A 24107-nucleotide genomic window follows, 5' to 3' on the forward strand; every position below is an offset into this window, starting at 1 on the left:
CCGGAGAAAACAGGGCCGTCTCTTGTTCCAAGTAAACGGATTTTATTTCAATGCCTAACGATTGTTGATCATGTGGTGTTGCCGGCAATTTTATATTTTTCGAAACCGTGAATTCTCATCTGGAGCATGAATGGGTTAAACTTAACGGGTACAAGAGCTCAATAATCATAAAGCAGCGTAGTATTCATTCGGTTTGAAAAAAAGTCGAGTCTGTGCTATTATCAGAAAAATCCAAACATAGCGAAGAAGAGAAGGCTATGCAATAGCGTTTATGTCCAGAGAACGGAGGGTTTGCTGAAACCTCCGTCGTAACGCATGTATAGTGTCGTCTCGGAGCTGTTGACCGAACGCGGAAGGCGTGATAACACGCCCGCAAGTAGGATCAACCGGCCTGGCATCCGTTAACATGCTGCAGGTAAAGCATCGGCTTTACCTCATGAGACTGCAATTGCGAGGTTGCAGTAAACCTGGGTGGTACCGCGATTCCCCTTTCGTCCCAAGGCTTCTAGCATTTCTATGAGCCTTGGGAAGGAAGGGGTTATTTGTTTAATACCAACAGGCGATGAAGAGAAAGCCGGCAAGGGCGGTTATGCCCAGAGAGCAGAGGAAACGCTGAAACCTTTGCCTTAACCCTTTGTATGGTGTCGTCTCGGAGCTGTTAACCGAAAGCGCGGCTGGTCTCTTTCCGTCCCGCAAGTAGGCTTAACCGAAATGGTGCTCGTTAACGCGCCGCAGGTAAGGCATCGGCCTTACCTCATGAGGCTGCATTCGCGAGGGTGGCAGCGAACTTGGGTGGTACCGCGAAAAAATCCCCTTTCGTCCCTGTATGAGCTGACCGCTGTCAGTTTGCTCAGGAGGAGAGGGGGGTTTATTTTGCAAAGGAGGCTGCCCAAGTGGAACAGCAATTAGGAATGACGAATGAAACAACGACGCCATCAGAGGAATACATCACCGGTTCGGAGGTGCTTTTGCGCGGCTTGCTGCAGGAAGGCGTAGAGTGCGTATTCGGTTATCCTGGAGGAAATGTGCTCTATATCTATGACGCGATGGTACATCAGCCAGATTTCAAGCATATCTTGACCCGGCACGAACAAGGCGCGATCCACGCGGCGGACGGCTATGCCAGGTCGACGGGTAAGGTTGGGGTATGCATCGCGACATCCGGTCCCGGAGCAACAAATCTGGTGACCGGGATTGCAACCGCCTATATGGATTCGGTGCCGCTGGTGATCATAACGGGGAACGTATCTACGAATGTCATGGGCTCGGATGCTTTTCAGGAAGCGGACATCATTAGCATCACGATGCCGATTACGAAGCACAGCTACATGGTTCGCGATGTACACGACCTTCCTCGCATCATTCATGAAGCGTTCTACATTGCAAATACGGGCCGCAAAGGTCCTGTCTTGATCGATATTCCTAAAGACGTGACCAATCAGCGGATGGCATATCGTCCAGCGGACACGGTTCGGTTGCGCGGATACCATGGAGCACCGGAACCGAATCCGGCAGAAATGGATGCGCTGCTTCAGGCGATTGCGGAAGCGCGCAAGCCGGTTATTATCGCAGGCGGCGGCGTTGTCTATTCGAACTCCTCGCAGGAGCTGATCAAGTTCGTCCACACTACGCGGATTCCGGTCGCGACGACTCTGCTTGGCCTCGGCGGGTTTCCGAGCGATGACGAGATGTGGCTGGGCATGCTCGGACATCATGGCGTATATGCGGCGAACATGGCGGTGCAGAATGCGGATCTCATTATTTCGATCGGCTCGCGTTTCGATGACCGGGTCACGATGAAGCTGGACGGGTTTGCGCCTCAGGCCAAACGTATCGCCCATATCGATATCGATCCTGCGGAAATCGGCAAGAACGTCAAGACAGATCTCGCATGCATCGGCGATATTAAAAACGTGCTGGCTTATGCGAACACGAAAGCGCAAGCAGCCCAGACGGGCACCTGGCTTGAGCAGCTTCAAGAGTATAAGGTGCAGCATCCGCTTCGGTATACCGATTCGGATACAGTCATTAAGCCGCAATATGTGCTCGAGATGATTAGCGAGACGACGCAAGGAGAGGCAATCATCACCACCGATGTAGGCCAGCACCAAATGTGGACCGCGCAGTTTTACCGCTTCAAGCATCCTCGCTCGCTCATCACGTCGGGCGGTCTTGGCACGATGGGCTTTGGCTTCCCGGCCGCGATCGGCGCTAAAGTCGGAAATCCAGATCGTCTCGTCGTCTCGATCAACGGCGACGGGGGCATGCAGATGTGCGCGCAGGAGATGGCGATCTGCGCGATTCATCAGATTCCGGTCAAGATCGTGGTCTTGAACAACCAGGTGCTCGGCATGGTTAAGCAGCAGCAGGAATTGATGTACGAACGACGCTACAGCCAGATTGATCTGTCCGGCAGTCCGGACTTCGTCAAGCTAGCGGAAGCATACGGGATCAAGGGATTAAGGGCAACGAACAAGGATGAAGCCTCCAAGGTCTGGTTAGAAGCACTGCAGACGACAGGACCTGTGCTCGTCGAGTTCGTCATCCCGACCAACGAGAATGTGTACCCAATGGTGCTTGCCGGCACGCCGCTGGACCAAATGATTCTAGGGTACGACGAATAATTGCGCTGAAGAGCGTCGTTTAAGTCTCCGGACCGCTCCTGTGGTGCTCAGGCATGGAACGCGGTGGGGATAAGTTAACGGGGATGATAGCTCGGAAACATTACGGCAGCCGGCAAGGTGATCGGCTGTCGTTTCCGTTGAAGTAACGGGGAGGAGAGCGAAGTAGCGATACGTTTGGTGAACTTGAGGGAACACCCAGGGGCGTGAAAGAGTTTGGACAGTTCAACTATTAGTAATAGACCTCTTAAGTAAATAAAAAGCGGACAAGAAAAGGACTCGCATAATGATTGAACAATTATCTGGAGATGATTTGAAATCGTTTACTTTGGTGCTCCAATTATAGAAGATAGGTGAAAGCTAGCCCAGAAAAGTTACACTATCAACCACCTTCAACGTTGCCTTAGACAAGCAAGCCACTATTCTAGAAATGCTGCTGCATCAATTCAGACAATTGCCTACTCACACCTTGACATGTGGAGTGCTGTTCACTGTTAGTTCGGAAGGCAATTAAATCGGAGATGTATTGGCGGAAATAGCAAAGAGGGGCGGAACCCCTCTTTTTTCATCGTTGTAAAACTAGTGGGCTTTTGTCGTTGCTCTTCTCCTCGACGGCGAGTTGTCCGAGTACCAACTGATGCTTCACTTATGAAATGGCTTGCAAAATATTAACGATCTTCATTTCAATATTGGAATTGTCTATGATCTTCAGATATTCAGGTTTTAGCAATTGATACTGCTTCATGTAGTAGAAATCCATAATCGCTTGTTTCAAAGTGATATCATACTGAATCGAAAATGACGGCTCGATAAAGCGTCGCAGCACAGCGTCATCTTGAACCATAAACAACACGGCATTCAATCTGTTGAAAATCTGTTGCTCCATACCGGATTCAAAAAAAGTTTGTAAGCTTTTATTCCGATTTTGTAGGGCAACGGACAGATTCTCAAAATGGTGTGGATAAAATTCCTTAAGGTCTTGCAAGAACAAATCAGAGATATACGCGGCACACATCAAAGATTGCAAAAATGTTAATTGAAAACGATCCAAAAAAGAGACGGAATCGTCTTTGACAACGGTGTCAGCCTTCTTCGAATAATCAATGTAATAATCCACGACTTGTTCGATGATGTCGTCTTTGGAGGAAAAATGCTTATAGAGTGTCACTTTGCTGATATCCATATATTTAGCGAGATCGTCGACTTTCAGTTGGCTGAATTTTGTTTTTCTTATAATGGGTTTTATTTTTTCGACATATGTATCTACACTCACAGCTTTTCTCACGGATAAGTACCTCCCTTTGATGCCTATAAAACATATTATAACAAATTTGCGGCCCTTTATGTATAAAATTAATTAAATGAACTAATTTAATTAATTTAGTTTACTTATTAAATTTATTGCAGTATAATCGCTCCTGTACCTAATCATCCGATTACGGATTATACAAAGGGAGGACGATTTAAATGGAACTATTCAGTAAGGGCAAATTCTCTGACAAAAAGGTCGTGATCACAGGAGGTAGCAGCGGAATCGGCCTTGCGACGGCGAAGTTGCTAGTGGATGAAGGCGCACACGTTCTGATTACTGGACGTACTCAGGCGACGCTGGATGCGGCTCGTGAACAACTTGGAAACAACGCGATCGCGGTCTTAAGCGATGCCGCCTCAATGAAGGATATCGCCGCATTAGCCGATCAAGTGGAGGCTGAATTTGGAACAATAGATGCCCTGTTCGTTAACGCTGGTGTCACGGGGTTTGTCCCTTTCGAGACAATGACAGAAGAAAAGTACGACGAGATACTTACAATCAATGCCAAAGGACCGTACTTTACCGTGCAGAAACTCGCTCCGTTGCTAGGCTCAGGTAGCGGGGTAGTCCTTACCACCTCAATCGTGAACGTAGTGGGTCTCCCAATGCTCAGTGCTTACGCAGCTAGTAAGGCGGCGCTGCGCTCCATGACTCGAGGTCTGGCGCGCGAGTTATTACCTCGAAATATTCGCGTCAACGCAGTCAGTCCCGGCGTTATTGACACAGGCATCATGGAAAAGTCAATGCCGGAAGAAGCTGCCGAGCAGACAAAGGCACAGATGAGACAGCAGATCCCAATGCTGCGTTTAGGCGATCCAGTCGAGGTCGCCAAAGCCGTAGCATTCCTGGCATTTGAGGCCACCTATACCACCGGGGCTGAGTTCCCTGTCGATGGAGGCGGCTCCCAGATCTAAGCTCCTCAGTTCGCACACCTGACTATTAAAGCGAGGGCAGGGGGCATAGCTTCCCCTCATGACACCCTGCCTTCTAGTGAATTTTATAGTTTAGGAGTTCGTTGTTTTCCTTGGAAGGCCGTTCGAAATCACAGAGAACACGATTTTATCAGAGCAAAATGGAGGGAACATCACAATTACTCTTGGGGTGAAATCGGGTCAGACCGTACTCGTGCACGGAGCCGGCACCACGGTAGGGTTCGCGGCCGTTCAAATTCTCCTCATGCGCGGTGCCCGCGTGATCGCAACCGCTGGTCCCACCTACGCCGACAAGCTCCGCTCAATGGGGGCGTTGGTGACCTCGTACGGTGATGGAACGGTCGAACGAGTGACCGAACTGGCAAAGCAGCCGGTTAGTCTCGCCCTGGATACCGCGCCAATCAGCGGTTCATTGAAAGATCTGGTCCAAATCGTCAACGGGCATCCCCAGCATGTCCTAACCGTCAGCGATTTCGCCGCAGCCGCTGAACTTGGCGTTCGCAGCAGCTATGGAGAACTACATACCGCACGTTATGACGTTGTCGGCGACTTTGCCCAATACGCAGCGGGCGGCAAGTTCACGATTCCGGTCGCGAAGACTTTCGAACTCGACGAATGGCGTTCAGCTATCGAAATCAGCCAGAGCGGGGGTGCCCACGGCAAACTGATCCTCCTGCCCGACTCCGACTGATGAGAACATATAACCGATGAAATTCTGAATGAAGGAGGACATGCATTGAGTAAGAACCAACGAGAACATATTGCACTGATTACAGGCGCAAGTAACGGGATCGGGTTGGCATTGACCCGGAAAATGCTGTCGGAGAACTGGCAGGTGGTTGCTTTGAACCGGTCGGATTTTCCAGCAGACGATAGATTCCTCCAACATCATCTCAAGGACGGACGGCTCCGAGCCTATAAAGTGAAGGATCTCACCGACTATGGCAGCTTGAGACACTCTTTGGAAGAAATAAAAAGCAAGGAACAGCGGATCGATATTTTGTTTAACAACGCCGGAGGAGGCTTAAGTGAGCTGCGCTATTCGAAACAAGGCCGCGAATTGCATTATGAATTGTTGACGGTCGTTCCTTATATTATTCTGATGGAATTGAAGGAGCTGTTGAAGAACGGCCGCTTAAAAACGGTGATTAACACTTCATCGCAGGTGTTTAGATTTACGAAGGAGTTTACGATCGAAAAATTGGAGCATCCCAAAACCTTCCGCAAAATGTATGGACCCTATGCAACTTCAAAGCTGGCTCTTTCGTTGTGGACCCAAGCCGTCGCACCGCAGCTTGCCAAGGAAGGCATCAAGATCCGCAGCGTTGACCCGGGCATTAACAACACGCTAAGAAAAGGAAAAGATTCTGGACTGACCGCAGGGTTTGAACTGTTTATGAAGTTTTTTTCCTCTCCGCCTACTCATGGAGCCAACCTATTATATGAGGGAGCTCTGGGCAAAAACAGCAATGAGACCGGCGTGTTTCTGTTCAAAGATCGGATTGCGGACTTGAAATTTACAGAACATGCGCAGCGTGTGCTGGAAAAAATCTCCGATATATATAGCCATGATTTTCTTGGAGGGGGTTTTCAAGTTAATGGCTGAGTTCCAGAAGATTGTTGCTTACAAGGCCATTTTCTGAAGTTCGTTCTCACATTAGGCTGGAAGAGTCTCTCCAGTTGTTTTTATGGACGGCTGGATCGCTTGGTGAAAATGTTTTGGGTGTCGTCATACGGGGGTTATGAGCTCAGCCATTTTACTGGTTGAGCTTTTCGTTATGTGCCCAACATGCGCGTTATCTCTCGGGTTCAAGTCCCGAATGGTGAAGGCAGTAGTAGCCTCCTTGAACTTGAAACAAAATTGAGACAGTCTTTGTTCAATAGTTGTATTACACTTAATTGAAGATGTTGAAATTTATCAGATCACGGCGTGTTTCTATGACTCATCGATGATTGTACTGATGCAAAGGAGAAACCTGTTTATGAAAAAAATGTCCATCATTCTGGCAGTAACGCTCATTTTTTCGATGGTGCTTGCTCCCTTGGCTTCCGCTCTGTCTGTGGTTCGGGCCGGTAACGACTGGGTCCCGTCCGAAGCAGACGGTTGGGTGTGGGTTGGGACCGCAGAAGAACTGGCTTATATCAATCGGAATCAAGCATCTTACCTGGATCGGAATATCCGATTGACCGGCAACATCGATATGACCGGCTACGAGTGGGTCCCGATTGGTAATGAAGCAGCAGCCTTCAGCGGGATATTTGACGGCAAGGGGCACCAGATCAGGGGCCTTGTGATCGAAGGTGGAACGCTGCAGGATGTCGGTTTCTTCGGCCGCGTGTCGGGTACGATCCGTAACTTGGGCGTCACGGTTCAAGTGAACGGCGGCAGCTATGCCGGCGGATTGGTGAGCCAGCTAACGGGCGGCAGCATTATCAACTCGTATTCGCAGGGTACTGTTACGAGCGGAAATACGGTTTACGGGGGCGTGAGCGTAGCAGGCGGGCTGGCGGGGGCGGCATACGGTAATTCGAACATTATTCGTTCTTCTTCATCCGCTTCCGTTAAGAGTGGCGATTCCTCCAACCAATATGCCGGAGGGCTTGTCGGTTCCCAAGGTGCAGGCTCCATTAGCGACTCTTATGCCACAGGATCGGTTACCAATTCGGGAGGCGACCACTTTTTCTTTGGGGGAGGATTGGTGGGACACCTGGTATATGGGGCGATCGCCAATAGTTATGCGTCGACAGAAGTCACGCAATCCGGAAGATTCAGCCATGGTGCGATGGGCGGCTTTGTCGGATTCATTTTCGCCTCGACGAATCCTTCGATTCATGCCTCGTATTTCGATAACGTTGCTACCACACAAACCATTGGCGCAGGAGAGGGAGGTGGGCCAGGCTCGATTCAACTCACAGGCCTTACGACCAACGAAATGAGGGAAGCATCCAATTACCAAGGCTGGGATTTCACCGATATCTGGGCCGTCGATGCCGGTATTAATGGAGGATATCCTTATTTTCGTCCGGACATTTTGACAACGGATCTGCCGCGGGCGGACAAGGACGCTCCTTATTCCTTGGTCCTTGATGCTTTCGATGGCGCAAGAGGAGGACTGGTTTGGAGTGCCTCCGGACTTCCCGATGGCCTATCGATGACTGCTTATGGCACGATCGAAGGCAGCGCTACGGTGAGCGGTACGTTCCCGGTTACGGTTTCGGCAACCGATGCGGGCCGGAACACCGTTAATGCGGTGCTGACTTTGTACGTGGATGAAGCGGCACCGGACATCGACGGGCTTGCTGTTCGTCCAGGCAGTGCGAACGGCTCGACGAGCGTGACGGCGGTTCCGGGCGACCCGGGACATACGTTTGCTTATCTGCTCGGGTCAGATGCCGGTGTGCGACCCCTAGTGGGTGATGCGTTGCCTGGCGAAGCGGTCTTGTACTCGCTAGGGGCGGACATTGTGGATCCGATTCCGGGTCAGTATCTTCAGGTGTTTGAGCTGGATGCACAGCAGCGTATTCAGGCATGGAGCAGCGTAGAGGTGGAAGCGGTCCATATTCGAGACCAGGTCCGCGTGACGGGAGTGACGCTGGATCAAACGGAATTGACCCTTACGGTTGGAGGTGCTTCGCAGAAGTTGACGGCCGTCCTTATGCCGGTGAATGCGACGAATCAGATGGTATCCTGGACTTCCAGCGATTCAGCCGTCGCCCAGGTGGATCAGAGCGGCGAGGTGACACCAATCGCTGAAGGTACGACGGTGGTCACGGTGACAACTACCGATGGCGGGTACACGGCTGTCGCCGCTGTGACGGTACAATCGGCTCCAGCGAGCACGGGGACGGTGATCGGTGCAGTCTACGGTGCAGGTAACACACCGCTGGTTGGTGCAGCGGTATCAGTGGGCGGAACGAAGGATATGACCGACGCCGAGGGGAGATTTACGCTGAATAACGTAGTGGCAGGCCGCCATGCACTCACGGTGACAGCAGCGACGTATAACGATTATGCGACAACCGTGAATGTTTTAGCTGGGGAGACGGTCGACGTAGGACGCATCGATCTGAGAGCTGTCTATATCCCTAAACCGGAACCTCCAACCTATAGCTGGGTTCCTCCTGTTCCTGCTCCTATTCCTGCACCGGATCCAAGGATGATCGTAACGATCAATGGTCAACAAGTTCGGGTAACCGCCAAAAAAGAGCGGGAACATGAGGGTCGCACCGTTCTGAGACTGTTGCCGGGCTCCGAGCTGGTTCGGTCGTGGGCTGTTGTTGGCGGGGACGATATCATCATTGATATCGACAATGAGGATCCGGTGGTGAAGGTAGACCTTCCGGCTGAAGCGCTGCAAGATCTCCTTGCGGCGAAGCCGAATGCAGTCATTCGGATTGGGGTAAGCAAGGCAAGCTACAGCGTTCCGCTGCACGTGCTAAGTGACCTCCCGAACCGAGCGATCGTAACGATCGCTATTGCGAAAATGACAGATTCCGCAAGCCGTCAGCTGGATGAGGTATTGACTCGTCAAGGGCATGACATGCTGGCTACGCCGACGAGCTTTGAGCTATACAGCGACGGCGATGTAAGAATCGAAACGGAAGGCACATGCCTGGAGCGGACATTCTTGATGAACGCTGCGGCAGAACCCGACCGTTCCACCGTGGTGTGGGTGGATGATGCAGGGAAGCTGCGCTTCGTCCCTTCCGTTTTTGAAGGGGAGACAGCGACTTTTTATGGCGCATATAACGGCGTGTTCACCGCGGTTCGATCTAACCGAACCTTCGGGGATATCCAGGGACATTGGGCGCAAAGCGACATCGAGCGGATGGCGAGCAAGCTCATCGTGAACGGATCGGATGATAGCACGTTTGATCCTAACCGTACGGTGACCCGCGCCGAGTTTGTCGCGATGCTCGTGCGTTCGCTCGGACTCGCTGAGAAGCCGCAGCTTTCTGCTTATTCGGACGTGTGGCCGAAAGAAGTTTGGTATGCCGGTGCGGTTGGAGCCGCATCCGCTGCAGGCTTGATTGAAGGCTACGCCGACGGTTCGTTCCGACCGGACGCTGGGGTTACGAGAGAGCAGGTGGCGGTTATGCTGGGCAGAGCCGTCCAATATGCCGGCGAGCTTCCGTCGCAGGATGTCTCCGCGTTGGAACGTTTCGCGGATCATGCCCAGGTATCCGAGTGGGCTAAGGGACCGGCTGCTGAGCTGCTGGCCGCAGGCATGATCGAAGGCGTCGGCAATGCTGCGTTCGCACCGCAGGCGTTTGCCACGCGCGCCCAAAGCACCGTTCTCTTAAACCGAATGCTGCTCTACTTGAATTTCATGAACTAATTGCAGTTGAATAGCTGACGCGCACATTCTAACCAAGAATGTGCGCGTTTTTTTGTGCTTATTCCGTTATGGAGCCTATTCGTAGACTCGAAACATAGTATAGTATAAAAAAATAGCAGGTTTACTAGTTGTAAGATTCAACGGGCGAGAAGCGGATGGAGTGAGGATGTAACGGATGGAGAGGATTTCAAGACATCGCATCATCGGTTTGGAACGAGAAATAAAGAGTTTTGCGGATTGGTTGGAGGACTCCAATGCAGAGCCATCCATTTTTTCAATATCAGGGATTGGGGGCATAGGCAAAACAACGCTGCTGCTTCAAATGGCCCGCACGGCAAGGCAGTCCTCGGTGCGTTATCTTTGGCTGGACGGGCAAGGAGGCTTAACGACGTCGGGCGCTTTTCTGGCGAGTCTAGAGATGAGTCTTGCAACCGAATACGGTAGAACCAGGGATCCGGAATCCGCGCTGCTGCCATATATCGTTAACGAGCTTCAGTTGCAGCGTACCGTGTTGTTCATCGACAATGGTGAGGAGATCGAAAAGCTGGAAGGCTGGCTGTTCTCCAGATTTCTTTCCGAGCTGAAGTCTGCCCGCGTGTTGCTCGTCTGTGCCTCGCGAAATGGTCTGCCGCTCAAGTGGCAGACGAATCCGGAATGGAAGTCCCAATTGCGAAGGTTTCCTTTGCGGCTGTTTACGCGAGAAGAGGTCTACGATTATTTAGACGGCAGCGGATTGTCTGCGGAATTGCAAAGGGCCATTGCCGAGAAAACGGAAGGCCATCCGTTGTCGCTTGTCTTGACCGTGGATATGCTGCTTTCCGAACCAGCGGAAGAGAGGAGCGTATGGCGAGAAGTGCCCGCTGTTTTGAGCGCCGAATTTTTGCGGGAAGCGGCATCTCCTGGCGTATACCGTGCGTTGACGGTTTTATCGCTTCTGCCTGTAGCGGACGAGAACCTGCTGAACCGGTTATTGGACGCACCCTTGGAAGGGGCGGACTATTACCAGTTGAGGGGACTTTCGTTTGTACGGGATACGGTGGATGGAATATCGCTGCACCAGGTCGTAGCTCGAATGTTGCGGGATGATTTCGCGCGCAGAAATCCCGCACAATTCGAAGCGGTTCGCCATCAGGCGTTCGTTCTGCTGGCAGAACGATTCCATTCGGTAGATCAACGGATGCAGATGCGCCTGAGCGCCCACATCTTGGAGCTGTACCGCGAATTTCTGCCCTCGGCCCATGCCTATGCCAATTTCTCGTCAAGCCTGAAACCCGGCGAGCAGAAGCCGTTCGGGCAGGAGGATATGCCGTATTTGCAGCTTTTTTTGCAGGCGTCTATTCGGGGTTCCGACTGGCAGTCTGAACTGGTCGACTCTGTCGATTACCCGGTTTTGCTGGAGGAGATTGCAGCTCATTTTCCTGAAGGAATCTTTATCGTGCGGGACGAAAAAGGAACGCCGCTGGCGTTTTGCGTAGGCGTATGGCTGCATGCCTTAAGCATGCCATTGTTGGAACGATATGCGCCAGGATGCAGAGAGATGTTGGGGGAAGAAGCTTCTTTGCTGCATCGGCTTCCTCCGGAGGCGGCCGATACGATATTTGTGCTGTTATCTGCGGTAAATTCCGAACAGTCCCTGTATCGTCCTGAAGAGCTGGGGGCTTTGCTGATGCAGCAATGGCTGGTTCACATGACTGGCGGTCTGCGGGGGATTTTGGCGGCGGGGGATCCGCAGTTGAATTCCTTATTGTCGATCCTGGGATTCAAAGCGTGCGGGAAAGCGACGGGATATGCAGGCATCGAATTGACGACATGGGAGCTGGATTTTAGGCAAACGAGCTTTGATCAGTGGATTCAGCGGATCATCCGGCAAACGGAGACAGCAGCAGGACAACCGGCACATCAACGGGAGGATGAGTATCCCCGGGCTATTGATAGAAGCGTAATGAAGCAAATGCTGGAACGGCTGTTCGACCCGGACAAGCTGGAGGAATTCCCTGTCATTCGGCGATTGGGTTGGGACGGGATGCAGGTGAGGGATATCATCCAAGGGATTCTGGCCGACGGTCGTCCGATGGAACCTTTGACGCTGTTGGAGAAGGAGATTCTAATCGCGAGTTATCTGCGCAAGGACCGGAACAAAAGCCAGCTCGCAGCATCCTTCCATATGAGCAGAGCCACCTTTTACCGCCATACGCGTTTAGCAGAAAAGCATCTGGCTTTTGTGCTAAACGATTTGGTGAGGTCAGGGTTCTGAGCACACTAGATAAGATATAGGATCAAATAGCCCGTTTATGCGGGCTCCTGCATAGGATTCCCAGCGGAAAAACGCATCTCTGTAGGAGGTGCGTTTCTTGTGAGCTATTTTACTAGAGATACACGATACTGTTAAAACAGCAGGGAATAACCGATGGATTGCATACAGTTACTGTTTTTGGTGAGCCAATTAAAGTGTTTATTAGAAATGGAAATGTGGATTCTGTTTATGGACAAATATGTATGACTAAACGATTTATTAGATTAGGGGTGACAGGAAATGTTTACTATTTCCTTTAAAGCATATGATAATTTTGATGAGATTAAACAAATGTCTTCTAAACAATTTGATCAAACAAAACCAGATATAGAAGGGATCATAGAACTAAATTTTAATGGTAATAAATACGGATTGTTCTTTGATGATTGTCCTTTTGGCGGGGAAACCGTACAAGGAATTTAGATATTCACAATGGAAGGAAAGTATAATCAGCATAGTTTCTTTTGTTGAGGAAGTTAAGCTATTAAATTTTATATCTGTGTTGAATCCTCAACTATTAGAAAGTGAGAATATAAAAGTATTAGAGAATAAAATGCATCAACTAAGTTTGTATTGTTTTACAACTAACGAACCTACTGATCATTGATAAAAGGCTTATTCCTTAAATATGAGTTAGGAATGAGCTTTTTCGCATGTTTAATCCATGAAAATCCAAAATATGTATAGATTAAGCGATTTAATGGTACGGCTGTTCTAGCTGCAGGAATGCTAGATATTAATGGTCAGGGACAGCAATAAAACAGATGAATATACAAATTTTCAAAGAAAATTTATTGAAAACAATCGAGGAGATTTCAAAAAAGATAGGGTTGAAGGGGATAATATCACAATTTACGGCAAGTATTTCGTGTTTTTACAATACAGGATTTCGCGATTTTGTTACATTCGGCATAGGAAAACTTGTAATATCGGTTTTTTCCCATTCTGGAGAGAGAGGTAGTGAAACAATGAAACTGTCACAAATCAGATTGATCACCAATGATATTCATAAGAGTGTAGCGTTTTACAGAGATGTGATGGAGTTTGCATTAGGATACTACGCGGAGGGGATGGAATTCGCATCGTTTAATACCGGCGAAACCAAAATCGAAATCTTTTCACGTCATCAAATATCTGAAGTGATTGGCGAAAAAAATCTGCCAACCGACGTGGAGTCACCATCGAAATTCTTACTCAGTTTTGCGGTGGATCAAATCGATGAGGTTTACGTCGGTTTGAAGAATAAAGGGGTATTATTCCTTAACGAGCCACATGATCGACAGGAGTGGAATGCCAGAGTCGTCCATTTACGGGATCCCGATGGCAATGTGATTGAGTTATACAAACATCCGCTTTAATGAAACTGAATTACTAAGATTTATTCAGCTTGGTGTATTCTTCTGGAGATTTTCCAATGATGGATTTGAAATCTTTAATGAAATGGGCTTGATCGTAATAGCCAAGATCCAGAGCGAGTTTTGACCAATCGGGAATATCCTCGTGGTTCATTTTTTCTACCGCTTCGTGAAGTCGGAAGCGCTGAATGATCCATTTGGGACTGATCCCCACATACTGACGGAATAATAGTTGAAGCTGTCTCGTTGGAATGGAAAAGCGGTTTACAATATCCTCAACTTTGACAATGCTTCTATCGGAAATGACACATTGGATGATGGTATTGATGAAATCGATATGGATATCCGGTTCAGGGAGCCGTTTCCGAAGAAAAAACTCGGCATGAGGAATCATCTGTTCCGCAGTTTCCTGAGCAAAAAGCTGTTGTTCTAACGATTGACTGCCCATTCCGAAGGCTGTATGGAAAGGTACCGTACGGTTTGTTATGGATAAAACGGGATTTTTCAAAATAGGATAAAAGGCTCCGGGTCGGAATTTGACGCCGAAGACGGCACCTTGTTCCCGAAGAAGAACGGAAAATCGCCCTTTCACGACTCCCACAATTCGGGAGTTATCTTTTTCAAACACAAGATGAACGGAGGGGTGAGGCAAGTTTTCCTGAAGGTGCGGTTCTTGCCCCCGAAGATCCCAGCGGACAACCCAATAATGTTCGATGAAATGGGTTAGATCATCGGAGGGCGAGTGAAGGGAAATTGAAAATTTGGGTGTTTCCTTATTTACATTTAACAGTCCGACAGGTTTGCCGAGTTTTGATTGCATCAGTAATCCCTCCAAGATAGAAGAGTTTTGGGGAATTGTTACAAGTATAATAACATAGGTGTATGAGTCAAGTCTTCACACATGTGATTGTTGGCCAAATGAATTAATTGCTGGGATCTTATGATTACTTCTTGATCTCAGCCGACGTGCCCCTGGATTGCAAGCCGCTTCCTCATGACGAACGCTATGTTACGGCTGAGTTAAAGGATTCCAATCGTTCCTATCGGAATTATCACCGATATTGCTGGATAGATTATCGATCTTTTCCTTTTGCTTTCCCGCTGTCTATCATTACTTTTACCTATCTTCACCATAGAGGATCCGTATTGGCCTTTTCCATTTATTCTCCTTACTATGAAGGAACACCGGTGAATTATTTGCGTTAGGAGATTATTTATGAAATGGCTTCAAAACTCCGGGCCAGGGTTATTATTCGTGTTTGTACTCGCCCTATTTTCTACCTGGCTCGGTTCCTTAATGCCCATCATTGGCGGTCCTGTATTTGGCATCGTCCTGGGCGTTATGATCAACAATACGGTAGGCAAGCCGAAAAGTACGCAAGCGGGCATCCGGTTTTGTTCCAAAAAAGTGCTGCAGTGGTCCATTATTGCCCTTGGCTGCGGGCTAAGCCTGACGCAGGTATGGCAGACGGGCTCGGAATCGTTTTCACTGATGATGGTCAGTTTAGCTGCCTCTTTCCTCGCGGCTTACGGGTTCGGACGGATGATGAATATCCCGGAAAGGCTTAAAACATTGATCGGGGCTGGAACAGGTATCTGCGGCGGTTCCGCAATTGCGGCCGTTTCGCCGATTATCGAGGCCGAAGAAATCGAGATTGCCTACGCTATTTCGACCATATTTTTGTTCAACATTGCTGCGGTCCTTCTGTTCCCACCGCTCGGCCATTGGCTTGATATGTCAGACAACGCCTTTGGTTTGTTGGCCGGAACTGCGATTAATGATACCTCGTCAGTAGTGGCCGCCGGCTACTTATATAGCAATGAAGCCGGAGATTACGCTACCATTGTCAAGCTGACACGGACGACGATGATCATTCCGATTTCGCTTCTGCTGGCTGCCTTAATGGGGGTACGTAAAAAACGGGCGGCAACGGCGGGGCAAACCGTCTCTTACAGCTTTGCAAAAATATTTCCTTGGTTTATCGTATGGTTTCTTGCCGCTTCCTTATTAAATACGTTAGGGTTATTTAGTGAACAAGCGCTGCATGTTCTGGATATCTTAGCCAAGTTTATGATTGTCATGGCGCTGTCTGCGATTGGCCTAAGCGCGGATTTCCGCAAAATGATGAAGGCCGGCATCAAGCCTATTATTTTGGGACTTATCGTTTGGTTTGTCGTAACTGCGGTTAGCCTAATCATGCTCGGGGCGACTGGAAGGATATGAATAACAGCAGACGCGTAGAACAAGAAAGGAACAAGCAATGATCGTAGAAACACTAAAGGTATATGTAACGGTTGTGGAACAGAGCAATTTTTCGCGAGCCGCAGAGATTCTTAACCTCTCGCAGCCGAGTGTCAGCCAGCATATCCGCAATTTGGAAAATGAACTCGGGGTCAAGCTTATGCACCGTTCCCCCCACCGCGTAAAGACGACTGAGGCGGGCGATATCCTGTACAAACGGGCAAAACAGATTCTAACCACGTACGAAGCGGCCAAGGAGGAAATTCACCTTTTGCGGGGTGAGGTTACCGGGTCGTTAAAAGTCGGGGCGAGCTTTACGATAGGCGAATATATACTGCCCCATCTGTTAGCTGAATTCGTTCTTCAATACCCGCATGTTGACATTCAGGCAAAGATAGCCAATACAGATGAAATTGCTCAAGGCGTTCTTGCCAACGAGCTCGGTATCGGTCTGGTGGAAGGCAATGTCGAATATAAGGATATTTTGGTCACTCCCCCGTTTATGGAGGACGAAATGGTCTTGGTTGCCCCCCGCAATCATCCGTTAAGCTTGCAAAAGATCATTGAACCGGGTGTACTGCAAGACCAGGTTTGGGTACTCAGAGAAAATGGCTCCGGTACACGGGCGTTTAGCGATCAATTTATCGGAGAACTGGGCCTTTGCATCAAACGCTCCTTCATCTTTAACAGCAATCAGGGAGTGAAAGAAGCGGTGGTGGCCGGATTAGGTCTGGCCCTTCTCTCCCGGTGGGTGATACGGACGGAGCTCGAATCCGGCGAACTATGCAGCATTTCCGTTAAAGGGCAGCGTTTTGCCCGCTATTTTTCCATTTTACTGGACCCTAAGTCTTCTGACACGATGGCAGTGAAAATGTTCATTCAAAAACTGCGGCAATTCAAGATGTAATTCCGTTCTATGAACCCATCATGACGGGGGGACGTTAACGAATCGTTATTTTTTTTCTGACCCTCGATGCACAAGATTGGTATTTTGAAGCTGCAGCGGCAGCTTCTTTTTTATTTTCGGATGAGTGTCACCTCGAAAAAGTACTTTGTTTACTGAAAGGGGCTCCTGTCTGCTTGCTGTTATGCTGATCGTCTTATCCGATCCGGGCGAGGATGTTCTTTGCTAAGCGGGGCGAGTTGGCGAGTTTCTCCAAAGTATCAGAGTCACTACCTCTAACTCTACCTCTAACGCAGGGATCGTTGATTGTTGAAGAATGTACGGAATGTATTGCATGGTCACACTGGCGCCTGATCGTGGCATTTCTAGCGGGAATAGCACTTGGTTAGAAATTTGTGAGAATCGTTTGATACACTGGTGATGGTAGGGAAATAGGAGTGGTAATGGCAGCGTATATATGCCAAGAGGCAAAGACGCTGCCATTGTTTAAAAGGAGGAGCGATCATGCAGGTGGGCAAAATTATGGTTGTGGACGACGCAGCCTTTAAAACCCGATCTGGTCACCATGGATATTACGATGCCGGAGATGGACGGGCTAGAAGCCCTTAGGGCGATCAAGAAACATGACCCGAAGGCAAAGGTCATTATGTGCTCCGCCATCGGGCAGAAGAGTATGTTCATTAGTGCCATACAAGCTGGGGCCAAAGACTTTGTCATAAAGCCGTTCCATAAAGAACGGCTGCTGGAGACCGTAAGGAAAGTGCTGGCCCAATAATGGCCGGCTTCATAATACAAGCAAAGGTTGATGTATTCATCTATGTATCGAATCCTTTGCCTGGAAATTAGTTTTATTGTATATGGATTTCAGCAGGTCGCTCAATGCTTAATTTTAATCGTCGAATAGAGATTGTCAGTTATGATGACCGCTCCCCAGCGATCCTTCCATTCACGTCTCTTTGCCGTGGACTACCCTTTATTCAGCAGTCGATAGAGATTGAGTGCCAATTGAATCTGGAATAACTCGTCTGCGTTTTTTAAGTTGGAATTCAGCAGCTCTTTGATTTTGTCGATGCGATAGATAAAGGTGTTGCGGTGAATGAACATCGCCTTGGCGGCTTCCGTTACGTTCTGATTGTGCATGAAATAGTATTCCAGCGTAGAGATAAAGCTGGTGTTGAACGTTTGATCATGGTGATGGATGACGCCAAGCGTGTTGTGGAAGAACTCTTCCATCTCGGCAGGTTTGATATTGGAATCGAGAAAATGATAGACGGCATAATCCTCAAAATGGGAGATGATCCGAATGTCTTTGAATCGCTGCATCAATCGCATCGCTTCCTGGGCCTCGAAGAAGCTTCGATGAAGCGAGGAGAACGTCTTATACTGACTGCCAATACCGATAAGAAACTGCGTTTTCTTCATTTCTCGGGTCAATAGCTCGACCAGCTCATGCGCGAAAGCTTTCGTTTCGTTGACCGTTACCGGCGGTTTATTCTCATTCTTCCCGACTAATATGATGATCTGCTGGCTTCGGTAGTAACACGTAAGCTCCCCGTTCGCTTTACTGGACAAGCCGTGGATCAGGTTGACGCATTTCTTCACCATATGCTCCAGTTCGTATTTTCGGTACACGATATCCTTATAGCTTTCCAGAAGGGTCGGTTCGATATGAACGACCATGCAGTAATAGGTATAGTTGATATTCAGCCCGTGTAGATCCGACTGCGAGTGCAGCGTCTCGGTCGAGGTGATGCTGCCGGACAGCAGGTCGTCAAAGAAATCATGCCGGATTTTGAGCTTGACTTCCTCCAGCTCTTTCGCCTTCATGCGATCAAGGGCCAGAATGGTAGAGCCGTGCTCTAACGCCAAATTATCCATTGCCGTTAGCTTGCGAACGGTTTGGAAGACGACGATGTATCCGTACACATGGCTGGACACCGAGATCGGCATGATGCGGCATTTGAAGGTTTGATGCTTGTGATCGTAGTCGCGCTGGATCGATTTCTTGATTTCGCTTACGTATGTCGGGATCGCCTCGGTAAACTCGGACGGGAAGATGGGCCTGTTCTTCTGGAGCGACAAGAACTCATGCAGCTGCGTCTTATTATCCGGATGGTCTGTATAGCAGAGCAAATTCCAATCCCGATCAAGAATCAGGATCGGATTATGGACGATGTCGGCTAGCTCCGCCGAAATTTGTTCGATGCCGCCCCCTTCCAGCGGAATTTTGAACAGCGCATTATGCAGGTCGAGCGATCTGCGATTCAGCGCGTCATAATCGGCATTGGTCTTCTCATTAATGATCGCGATCACCTTGGACAGCGTGTATTCAAAAGGGAGCTCCAATAGCGGAAGCCCATACTTGTTCGCCAGATCAATCATGTTTTGCGGAATTCGGTCAAAATAGCGTTTCATTTTGATACACAGTCCCGCGCAATTGTTCGCGGCCAATTCATGAATGACCCGATTCTGCAGCTCCTCGCTATCTTTAAAAATATATCCGGTGGATAAGAGCAGCTCATTCGAAGCAAGCCAATCGAATACATCCGGATTTTCAATAATATTCACAATGGATATTTGGTGATCAATTCCTGCCGCACCTGCAACGAGTTTAATGCCTTCGATCGCTTTGATCTGAAGGATGTCCCTGATAGTTAGCATTCTTAACACACACCTTTGTTTTTGTTCTTCATTGTGCAATGTGCACAGCGAATACGCTAAGTTTTTAGTTTCGCTGTACAATGACCGGAGCGTAGCCCTGGATTACAATAAGGGTGTCAGGAGCGGTTTGCAACTTCAACTGTGATATAATTCACAAAACATCCTTTTGGCTGTGGAAAGTCATTCACCTGTTATACGTTCGACGTTTATATACCGGCTGAATTTGAATTCAGTATAGCATCTTAGGTCATTTATCCACAACTAAGGCATGGCCGATCCAAGGTGAATGAAGCCTTCAAAGGGATAGCCTGACAAAAGACAGCGTTTGTCCATTTGTAAGCTAAGGAGGCGATATAACGGGAAGCTGCGGGAATAGAACCAGTACAGAAGCGGTTTGTGTTGTAAGCGCCGCCATCTCTTGCGATGCGGGGTTCCTTCAACAAATAAGAAGCTTGAAATTCCATGGGACGGTACACAGCATCTTTGATCGAACGGTGAACCTGAGGTGCCGGACGAACGGTGAACTATATACACTTGCCACTGACAACGTGGACAACGCTCCGAATACGCTGGTCACGGACATCGCGAGTTTTTCCAAACGGGGGCTGACAATTGGAGATCAGGTCTATGCGGAGGGAGATCGGTTATGCGTAGGGAAGAATGCAGCCATTATGCTTCAGCAAGTCCATGTATGGCGGAGCAAGCTCCCATCCTATCCGAAAGACGAAGAAATCTTAAGAAACCATGTAGCTGCAGCGCAGTCATGGATTGAAGCTCACGGCAAGGCCGGCGGGATGAAGCGAGCGGCTGAGACCGGAAATCCTTTTGAACAGGAAATGGAGAGATTGCTGAGGGAACGCTCGACGGGACTTCTTGAAGCGCTGTCCAAAGGTGAAGTGAGTCTTGCATCTCATTATGCAATTCAACTAATAGGCTTGGGTCCGGGTCTGACTCCGTCGGGCGACGATTTCTTGGTAGGATTGTTTACCGTTATGAATCTAACGAATGGTCCGTTGTTTAAGATCCGCCATGTGTGCGAGCAAGTTGTGGCAGCATCGGCTGATAGGAGCAATCCGATTAGCTGCATGGCTATAAAGAAAGCCGCAAGCGGCCAGGTAAGGGAATCCATTGGAGAGTTCATGCACCATATGATCCATGGCAGTAAGACTGAAGTTATATCTAGCTTATCCAGGGTACTCGATATCGGTTCTACATCAGGAACGGATATCGCGCTCGGGCTCGTGAATGGCTTGAAGCTTAGCATAGAAAGAAATGGGAGGTAAAGCATGTCGACTAAAGTTGTGATTAAAAAGAATACGTACTTTGATTCCGTCTCATTGATGTCACTGTCAACCAAAGCGAATCAATTAGATGGCGTGGATCAGGCATTTATCGCAATGGGAACGCAGATGAACAAGGAAGTACTGGCCAATGTCGGTCTCATGACCCCGGAGCTGGAGGAAGCCAAGGGCAGCGATCTGATGATCGTCATTAAAGCGGTCTCTGAGGAGTTCCTAGAAAGCGCTTACGAAGGCGTTGAAGCCCTATTTAACAGCAAGGGAAGCGAGGCAGGAAACAGTGAACTCACGTTCCCGACGATCGACTCAGCCGCAAGAAATCTTCCTTCGGCCAAGCTGGCCGTCATTTCTGTAAACGGACTGTTCGCAGCCAGAGAAGCCAGAAAGGCACTGGAGAATGATCTCCACGTCATGCTGTTCAGTGATAACGTCAGCGTGGAAGAGGAGATCGAGCTTAAGAATATGGCGCATGAGCGTGGTTTGCTCATGATGGGACCGGACTGCGGTACGGCCATCATCGGAGGCGTGGGGCTGTGCTTTGCGAATAACGTGCGTCCAGGAAGCATTGGGATCGTAGGCGCATCCGGCACGGGAAGCCAGGAGGTCAGCGTTCGGGTTCATGATTTTGGCGGCGGGATCTCCCAGCTGATCGGCACGGGCGGACGGGATTTAAGCGAACGGGTTGGCGGCATTATGATGCTGGACGGCATGAGGGCGCTTAACCAAGACGAAGCGACCAAGGTCATCGTACTGGTCTCGAAGCCGCCTGCAAAGAGCGTGGAGGAGAAGGTGCTTGCCGAGATCAAGCACATGAGTAAGCCTGTCGTGGTGTGTTTTATCGGCGGAACGGAAGAAGCAGTGGTGAACGCCGGCGGTCATTTTGCCAAAACGACGAAAGAAGCGGCGCTGAAAGCCGTTATCCTGTCGGGCGTCGACGAGAGCACCATTGATAAGCACCCGCTGAATCTGCCTCTCATCGAGGAGATCAAGGCCAAGCTAAAGCCGGAGCAAAAATACATCCGTGGATTGTTCTGCGGCGGAACGCTGTGCGACGAAGCCATGTACCTGGCGATGGAGCAATACGAGGATGTATACAGCAATATTCCAAAGGATCCGAAGTATCGCCTGCAGGATATCCATGTGAGCCAGGGCCACACGTTTATCGATTTTGGGGATGACGAGTTCACCAACGGCAAGCCTCACCCGATGATCGATCCTTCTTCCCGGATTGCCAGATTCAAGCAGGAGACTAAAGATCCGTCGGTTGGCGTTATCGTAATGGATTTCGTTCTTGGATACGGAGCGCACGAGGATCCGGTTGGGGTCATGCTCCCGGCGATCGTGGAAGCCAAGCAGGCGGCCGAACAAGAAGGAAGACATCTGGAGATTATCGGCTATGTACTGGGAACGGATCTCGATACGCCGTCTGTAGAAGAGCAGTTAAATAAACTGGTATCTGCCGGAGTTACTTATGCCAGCAGTAGTACGAACACGGGGCTTCTCGCCAGAGGCTTCGTCGAGAAAGGAGTATGACATGAGCAGAATCAACGAGCTATTTAACAGCGAGCTTCACGTAATCAATGTGGGTCTTGAAATGTTTAAAGACGATATTTTGAAGCAAAAAGGGAAGGTTTCCCACCTGGAGTGGAAACCGCCGGGCGGCGGCAAGCCTGAAGTCATCGCACTGCTTGATAAGTTGGATCAGCCGGACATTCAGGAGAAAATCGAAGCGGCGAACCAGCTGGCCGTGGAACGGATCATCAACTCCCAGCCGGTATTGATCGGTTTCGATCAGGCGATCAATGTCGTGCCGGGCATGACCAAGAAGACGATTCTGCACGCAGGTCCGCCTATTACGTGGGAGCGAATGAGCGGTCCGATGAAGGGCGCGGTCACGGGCGCACTGGTATTCGAAGGCTTGGCCAGCAATCTGGATGAAGCGGCGGAACTTGCGGCATCGGGTGAAATCACGTTCTCGCCATGCCATGAGCATAACTGCGTGGGCTCGATGGCGGGGGTAACCTCAGCCTCCATGTTCATGCACATCGTGGAGAACCGGACATACGGCAATATCGCGTACACGAACCTGAGCGAGCAGCTGTCCAAAATACTGCGGATGGGCGCTAATGACGAAACGGTCATCGCCCGTCTGAACTGGATGAGGGACGTGCTCGGCCCGATGCTTCGGGATGCCATGAAGTTCTCCGAGAATGGCATTGACCTTCGTCTGATGCTGTCGCAGGCGCTTCATATGGGAGATGAATGCCATAACCGTAACAATGCCGGCACGACGCTGTTAATCCAAGCGTTAACGCCGCTGATTCTGCGGACGGACTTCCCTACCGAGCAGAAAATCAAGGTTTTTGATTTTGTGGCAAGCAGCGATTACTTCTCCGGCCCGACCTGGATGGCGCTCTGTAAATGCGCGCTGGATGCGGCGCATGGGATTGAATACAGCACCATCGTGACCACCATGGCCCGCAACGGCGTCGAATTCGGCATTCGCGTCAGCGGCATGCCAGGCAACACCTGGTTCACCGGACCGGCGCAAAAGGTGGTTGGACCCATGTTCGCAGGGTATAAGCCGGAGGATTCGGGCCTTGATATCGGCGATAGCGCGATTACGGAAACCTACGGAATCGGCGGATTTGCGATGGCAACCGCTCCGGCGATTGTGGCGCTTGTCGGCGGAACCGTGGATGAAGCCATGAATTATTCGGTCAAGATGAAGGAGATTACGACTACGGAGAATCCGAACGTCACGATTCCTTTATTGAACTTCAGCGGCATTCCAACGGGCATAGATATTCGTAAAGTGGCCCAAACCGGCATCATGCCGGTGATCAACACGGCCATCGCGCATAAAGACCCGGGAATCGGAATGATTGGAGCGGGTATCACGCATCCTCCGGTGGATTGTTTTGAACAGGCGTTACTAGCTCTTAGCCAGCGCATTCAGTCCTAGAATGGTGCCCCTTCAGGCATGCCTTAATGCCTGAAGGGTACCTGATGCTAGTTCTATAAGAGGTTGTTCAAAAAGTCCGCTTTGATAAGAAAACCAATCGAGGTCAATTCAAGGACGAGCGACCGCGATTTAAAGGTAGGTTTTCTTGCGATATAGAATTTCATCAGCGTAGCAAGATAACTTAT

The 24107-nt window shown here is 49.6% G+C and carries 16 protein-coding genes and 1 pseudogene; 14 read left to right on the forward strand and 3 right to left on the reverse strand.

The window, feature by feature from the left end; all coding sequences use genetic code 11:
* Nucleotides 1–911: 911 nt before the first annotated feature.
* Nucleotides 912–2624 (forward strand): biosynthetic-type acetolactate synthase large subunit, encoded by a 1713-nt coding sequence (gene ilvB / locus MHH48_RS05980; RefSeq protein WP_076323148.1) that lies wholly within the window; start codon nucleotides 912–914, stop codon nucleotides 2622–2624.
* A 643-nt stretch (nucleotides 2625–3267) separates the two neighbouring features.
* On the opposite strand, the gene MHH48_RS05985 is transcribed toward ilvB, so the two are convergent.
* Nucleotides 3268–3906: a TetR/AcrR family transcriptional regulator gene (locus MHH48_RS05985; RefSeq protein ID WP_076322707.1), complete on the reverse strand. Its 639-nt coding sequence runs from the start codon at nucleotides 3904–3906 to the stop codon at nucleotides 3268–3270.
* A 182-nt stretch (nucleotides 3907–4088) separates the two neighbouring features.
* On the opposite strand from MHH48_RS05985, the gene MHH48_RS05990 reads away from it, so the two are divergent.
* The 7 genes from MHH48_RS05990 (at nucleotide 4089) to MHH48_RS06020 (ending at nucleotide 13855) form a co-directional block, all read left to right on the forward strand.
* Entirely contained in the window at nucleotides 4089–4847 is a 759-nt protein-coding gene (locus tag MHH48_RS05990; RefSeq protein ID WP_076322708.1) for an SDR family oxidoreductase, read from the forward strand.
* A 277-nt stretch (nucleotides 4848–5124) separates the two neighbouring features.
* The gene (locus MHH48_RS05995; protein WP_256720535.1) at nucleotides 5125–5556 is read left to right on the forward strand and encodes a zinc-binding dehydrogenase; all 432 of its coding nucleotides are present in this window, start codon (nucleotides 5125–5127) and stop codon (nucleotides 5554–5556) included.
* Between the two features lie 45 nt (nucleotides 5557–5601).
* Entirely contained in the window at nucleotides 5602–6471 is an 870-nt protein-coding gene (locus MHH48_RS06000) for an SDR family NAD(P)-dependent oxidoreductase (RefSeq protein ID WP_076322709.1), read from the forward strand.
* Between the two features lie 376 nt (nucleotides 6472–6847).
* Nucleotides 6848–10204: an S-layer homology domain-containing protein gene (locus MHH48_RS06005; protein WP_076322710.1), complete on the forward strand. Its 3357-nt coding sequence runs from the start codon at nucleotides 6848–6850 to the stop codon at nucleotides 10202–10204.
* Nucleotides 10205–10379: 175 nt separating this feature from the next.
* Nucleotides 10380–12458 (forward strand): NB-ARC domain-containing protein, encoded by a 2079-nt coding sequence (locus MHH48_RS06010; RefSeq protein WP_076322711.1) that lies wholly within the window; start codon nucleotides 10380–10382, stop codon nucleotides 12456–12458.
* A 279-nt stretch (nucleotides 12459–12737) separates the two neighbouring features.
* A complete protein-coding gene (locus MHH48_RS06015) occupies nucleotides 12738–12920 on the forward strand; it encodes a hypothetical protein (protein WP_076322712.1) in 183 nt (60 codons plus the stop codon).
* 341 nt (nucleotides 12921–13261) lie between these two features.
* Nucleotides 13262–13855, forward strand: coding sequence for a VOC family protein (locus tag MHH48_RS06020; protein WP_256720536.1), 594 nt, complete (start codon nucleotides 13262–13264; stop codon nucleotides 13853–13855).
* Between the two features lie 13 nt (nucleotides 13856–13868).
* Here the strand turns inward: MHH48_RS06020 and MHH48_RS06025 are convergent, their stop codons facing one another.
* A complete protein-coding gene (locus MHH48_RS06025) occupies nucleotides 13869–14672 on the reverse strand; it encodes a helix-turn-helix domain-containing protein (RefSeq protein ID WP_076322714.1) in 804 nt (267 codons plus the stop codon).
* A gap of 396 nt (nucleotides 14673–15068) precedes the next feature.
* Between MHH48_RS06025 and MHH48_RS06030 the strand changes: the two genes are divergently transcribed.
* The 3 genes and pseudogenes from MHH48_RS06030 to MHH48_RS06040 all read left to right on the forward strand — a co-directional run.
* Nucleotides 15069–16076, forward strand: a complete 1008-nt coding sequence (locus tag MHH48_RS06030) for a putative sulfate exporter family transporter (RefSeq protein WP_076322715.1) — start codon at nucleotides 15069–15071, stop codon at nucleotides 16074–16076.
* Nucleotides 16077–16113: 37 nt separating this feature from the next.
* Nucleotides 16114–17001 (forward strand): LysR family transcriptional regulator, encoded by an 888-nt coding sequence (locus tag MHH48_RS06035; protein ID WP_076322716.1) that lies wholly within the window; start codon nucleotides 16114–16116, stop codon nucleotides 16999–17001.
* A 544-nt stretch (nucleotides 17002–17545) separates the two neighbouring features.
* Nucleotides 17546–17773 (forward strand): annotated as a pseudogene (locus MHH48_RS06040) (response regulator); the annotation flags it as partial.
* Nucleotides 17774–17964: 191 nt separating this feature from the next.
* On the opposite strand, the gene MHH48_RS06045 reads toward MHH48_RS06040, so the two are convergent.
* Nucleotides 17965–19659 carry a PucR family transcriptional regulator gene (locus tag MHH48_RS06045; RefSeq protein WP_076322717.1) on the reverse strand — a complete coding sequence of 565 codons (1695 nt, stop codon included), beginning with the start codon at nucleotides 19657–19659 and terminating at the stop codon, nucleotides 17965–17967.
* Between the two features lie 452 nt (nucleotides 19660–20111).
* On the opposite strand from MHH48_RS06045, the gene MHH48_RS06050 reads away from it, so the two are divergent.
* Genes MHH48_RS06050 through MHH48_RS06060 form a run of 3 tightly spaced genes read left to right on the forward strand, consistent with a single transcriptional unit; the run spans nucleotide 20112 to nucleotide 23922 of the window.
* Complete coding sequence (locus tag MHH48_RS06050; protein ID WP_083659660.1) at nucleotides 20112–20942, forward strand: DUF2877 domain-containing protein; 831 nt, start codon at nucleotides 20112–20114, stop codon at nucleotides 20940–20942.
* 3 nt (nucleotides 20943–20945) lie between these two features.
* Nucleotides 20946–22490, forward strand: coding sequence for an acyl-CoA synthetase FdrA (fdrA, locus tag MHH48_RS06055; RefSeq protein ID WP_076322719.1), 1545 nt, complete (start codon nucleotides 20946–20948; stop codon nucleotides 22488–22490).
* Between the two features lies 1 nt (nucleotide 22491).
* A complete protein-coding gene (locus MHH48_RS06060) occupies nucleotides 22492–23922 on the forward strand; it encodes a DUF1116 domain-containing protein (RefSeq protein WP_076322720.1) in 1431 nt (476 codons plus the stop codon).
* Nucleotides 23923–24107: the final 185 nt, after the last annotated feature.

Source organism: Paenibacillus sp. FSL F4-0100, from assembly GCF_037993005.1.
Lineage (GTDB): Bacteria > Bacillota > Bacilli > Paenibacillales > Paenibacillaceae > Paenibacillus_AQ.

Coding starts and splice junctions, on each gene's coding strand:
- ilvB (WP_076323148.1), top strand. CDS start 912: ATGACGAATGAAACAACGACGCCATCAGAGGAATACATCACCGGTTCG.
- MHH48_RS05990 (WP_076322708.1), top strand. CDS start 4,089: ATGGAACTATTCAGTAAGGGCAAATTCTCTGACAAAAAGGTCGTGATC.
- MHH48_RS06005 (WP_076322710.1), top strand. CDS start 6,848: ATGAAAAAAATGTCCATCATTCTGGCAGTAACGCTCATTTTTTCGATG.
- MHH48_RS06010 (WP_076322711.1), top strand. CDS start 10,380: ATGGAGAGGATTTCAAGACATCGCATCATCGGTTTGGAACGAGAAATA.
- MHH48_RS06015 (WP_076322712.1), top strand. CDS start 12,738: ATGTTTACTATTTCCTTTAAAGCATATGATAATTTTGATGAGATTAAA.
- MHH48_RS06020 (WP_256720536.1), top strand. CDS start 13,262: ATGAATATACAAATTTTCAAAGAAAATTTATTGAAAACAATCGAGGAG.
- MHH48_RS06025 (WP_076322714.1), bottom strand. CDS start 14,672: ATGCAATCAAAACTCGGCAAACCTGTCGGACTGTTAAATGTAAATAAG.
- MHH48_RS06030 (WP_076322715.1), top strand. CDS start 15,069: ATGAAATGGCTTCAAAACTCCGGGCCAGGGTTATTATTCGTGTTTGTA.
- MHH48_RS06035 (WP_076322716.1), top strand. CDS start 16,114: ATGATCGTAGAAACACTAAAGGTATATGTAACGGTTGTGGAACAGAGC.
- MHH48_RS06045 (WP_076322717.1), bottom strand. CDS start 19,659: ATGCTAACTATCAGGGACATCCTTCAGATCAAAGCGATCGAAGGCATT.
- fdrA (WP_076322719.1), top strand. CDS start 20,946: ATGTCGACTAAAGTTGTGATTAAAAAGAATACGTACTTTGATTCCGTC.
- MHH48_RS06060 (WP_076322720.1), top strand. CDS start 22,492: ATGAGCAGAATCAACGAGCTATTTAACAGCGAGCTTCACGTAATCAAT.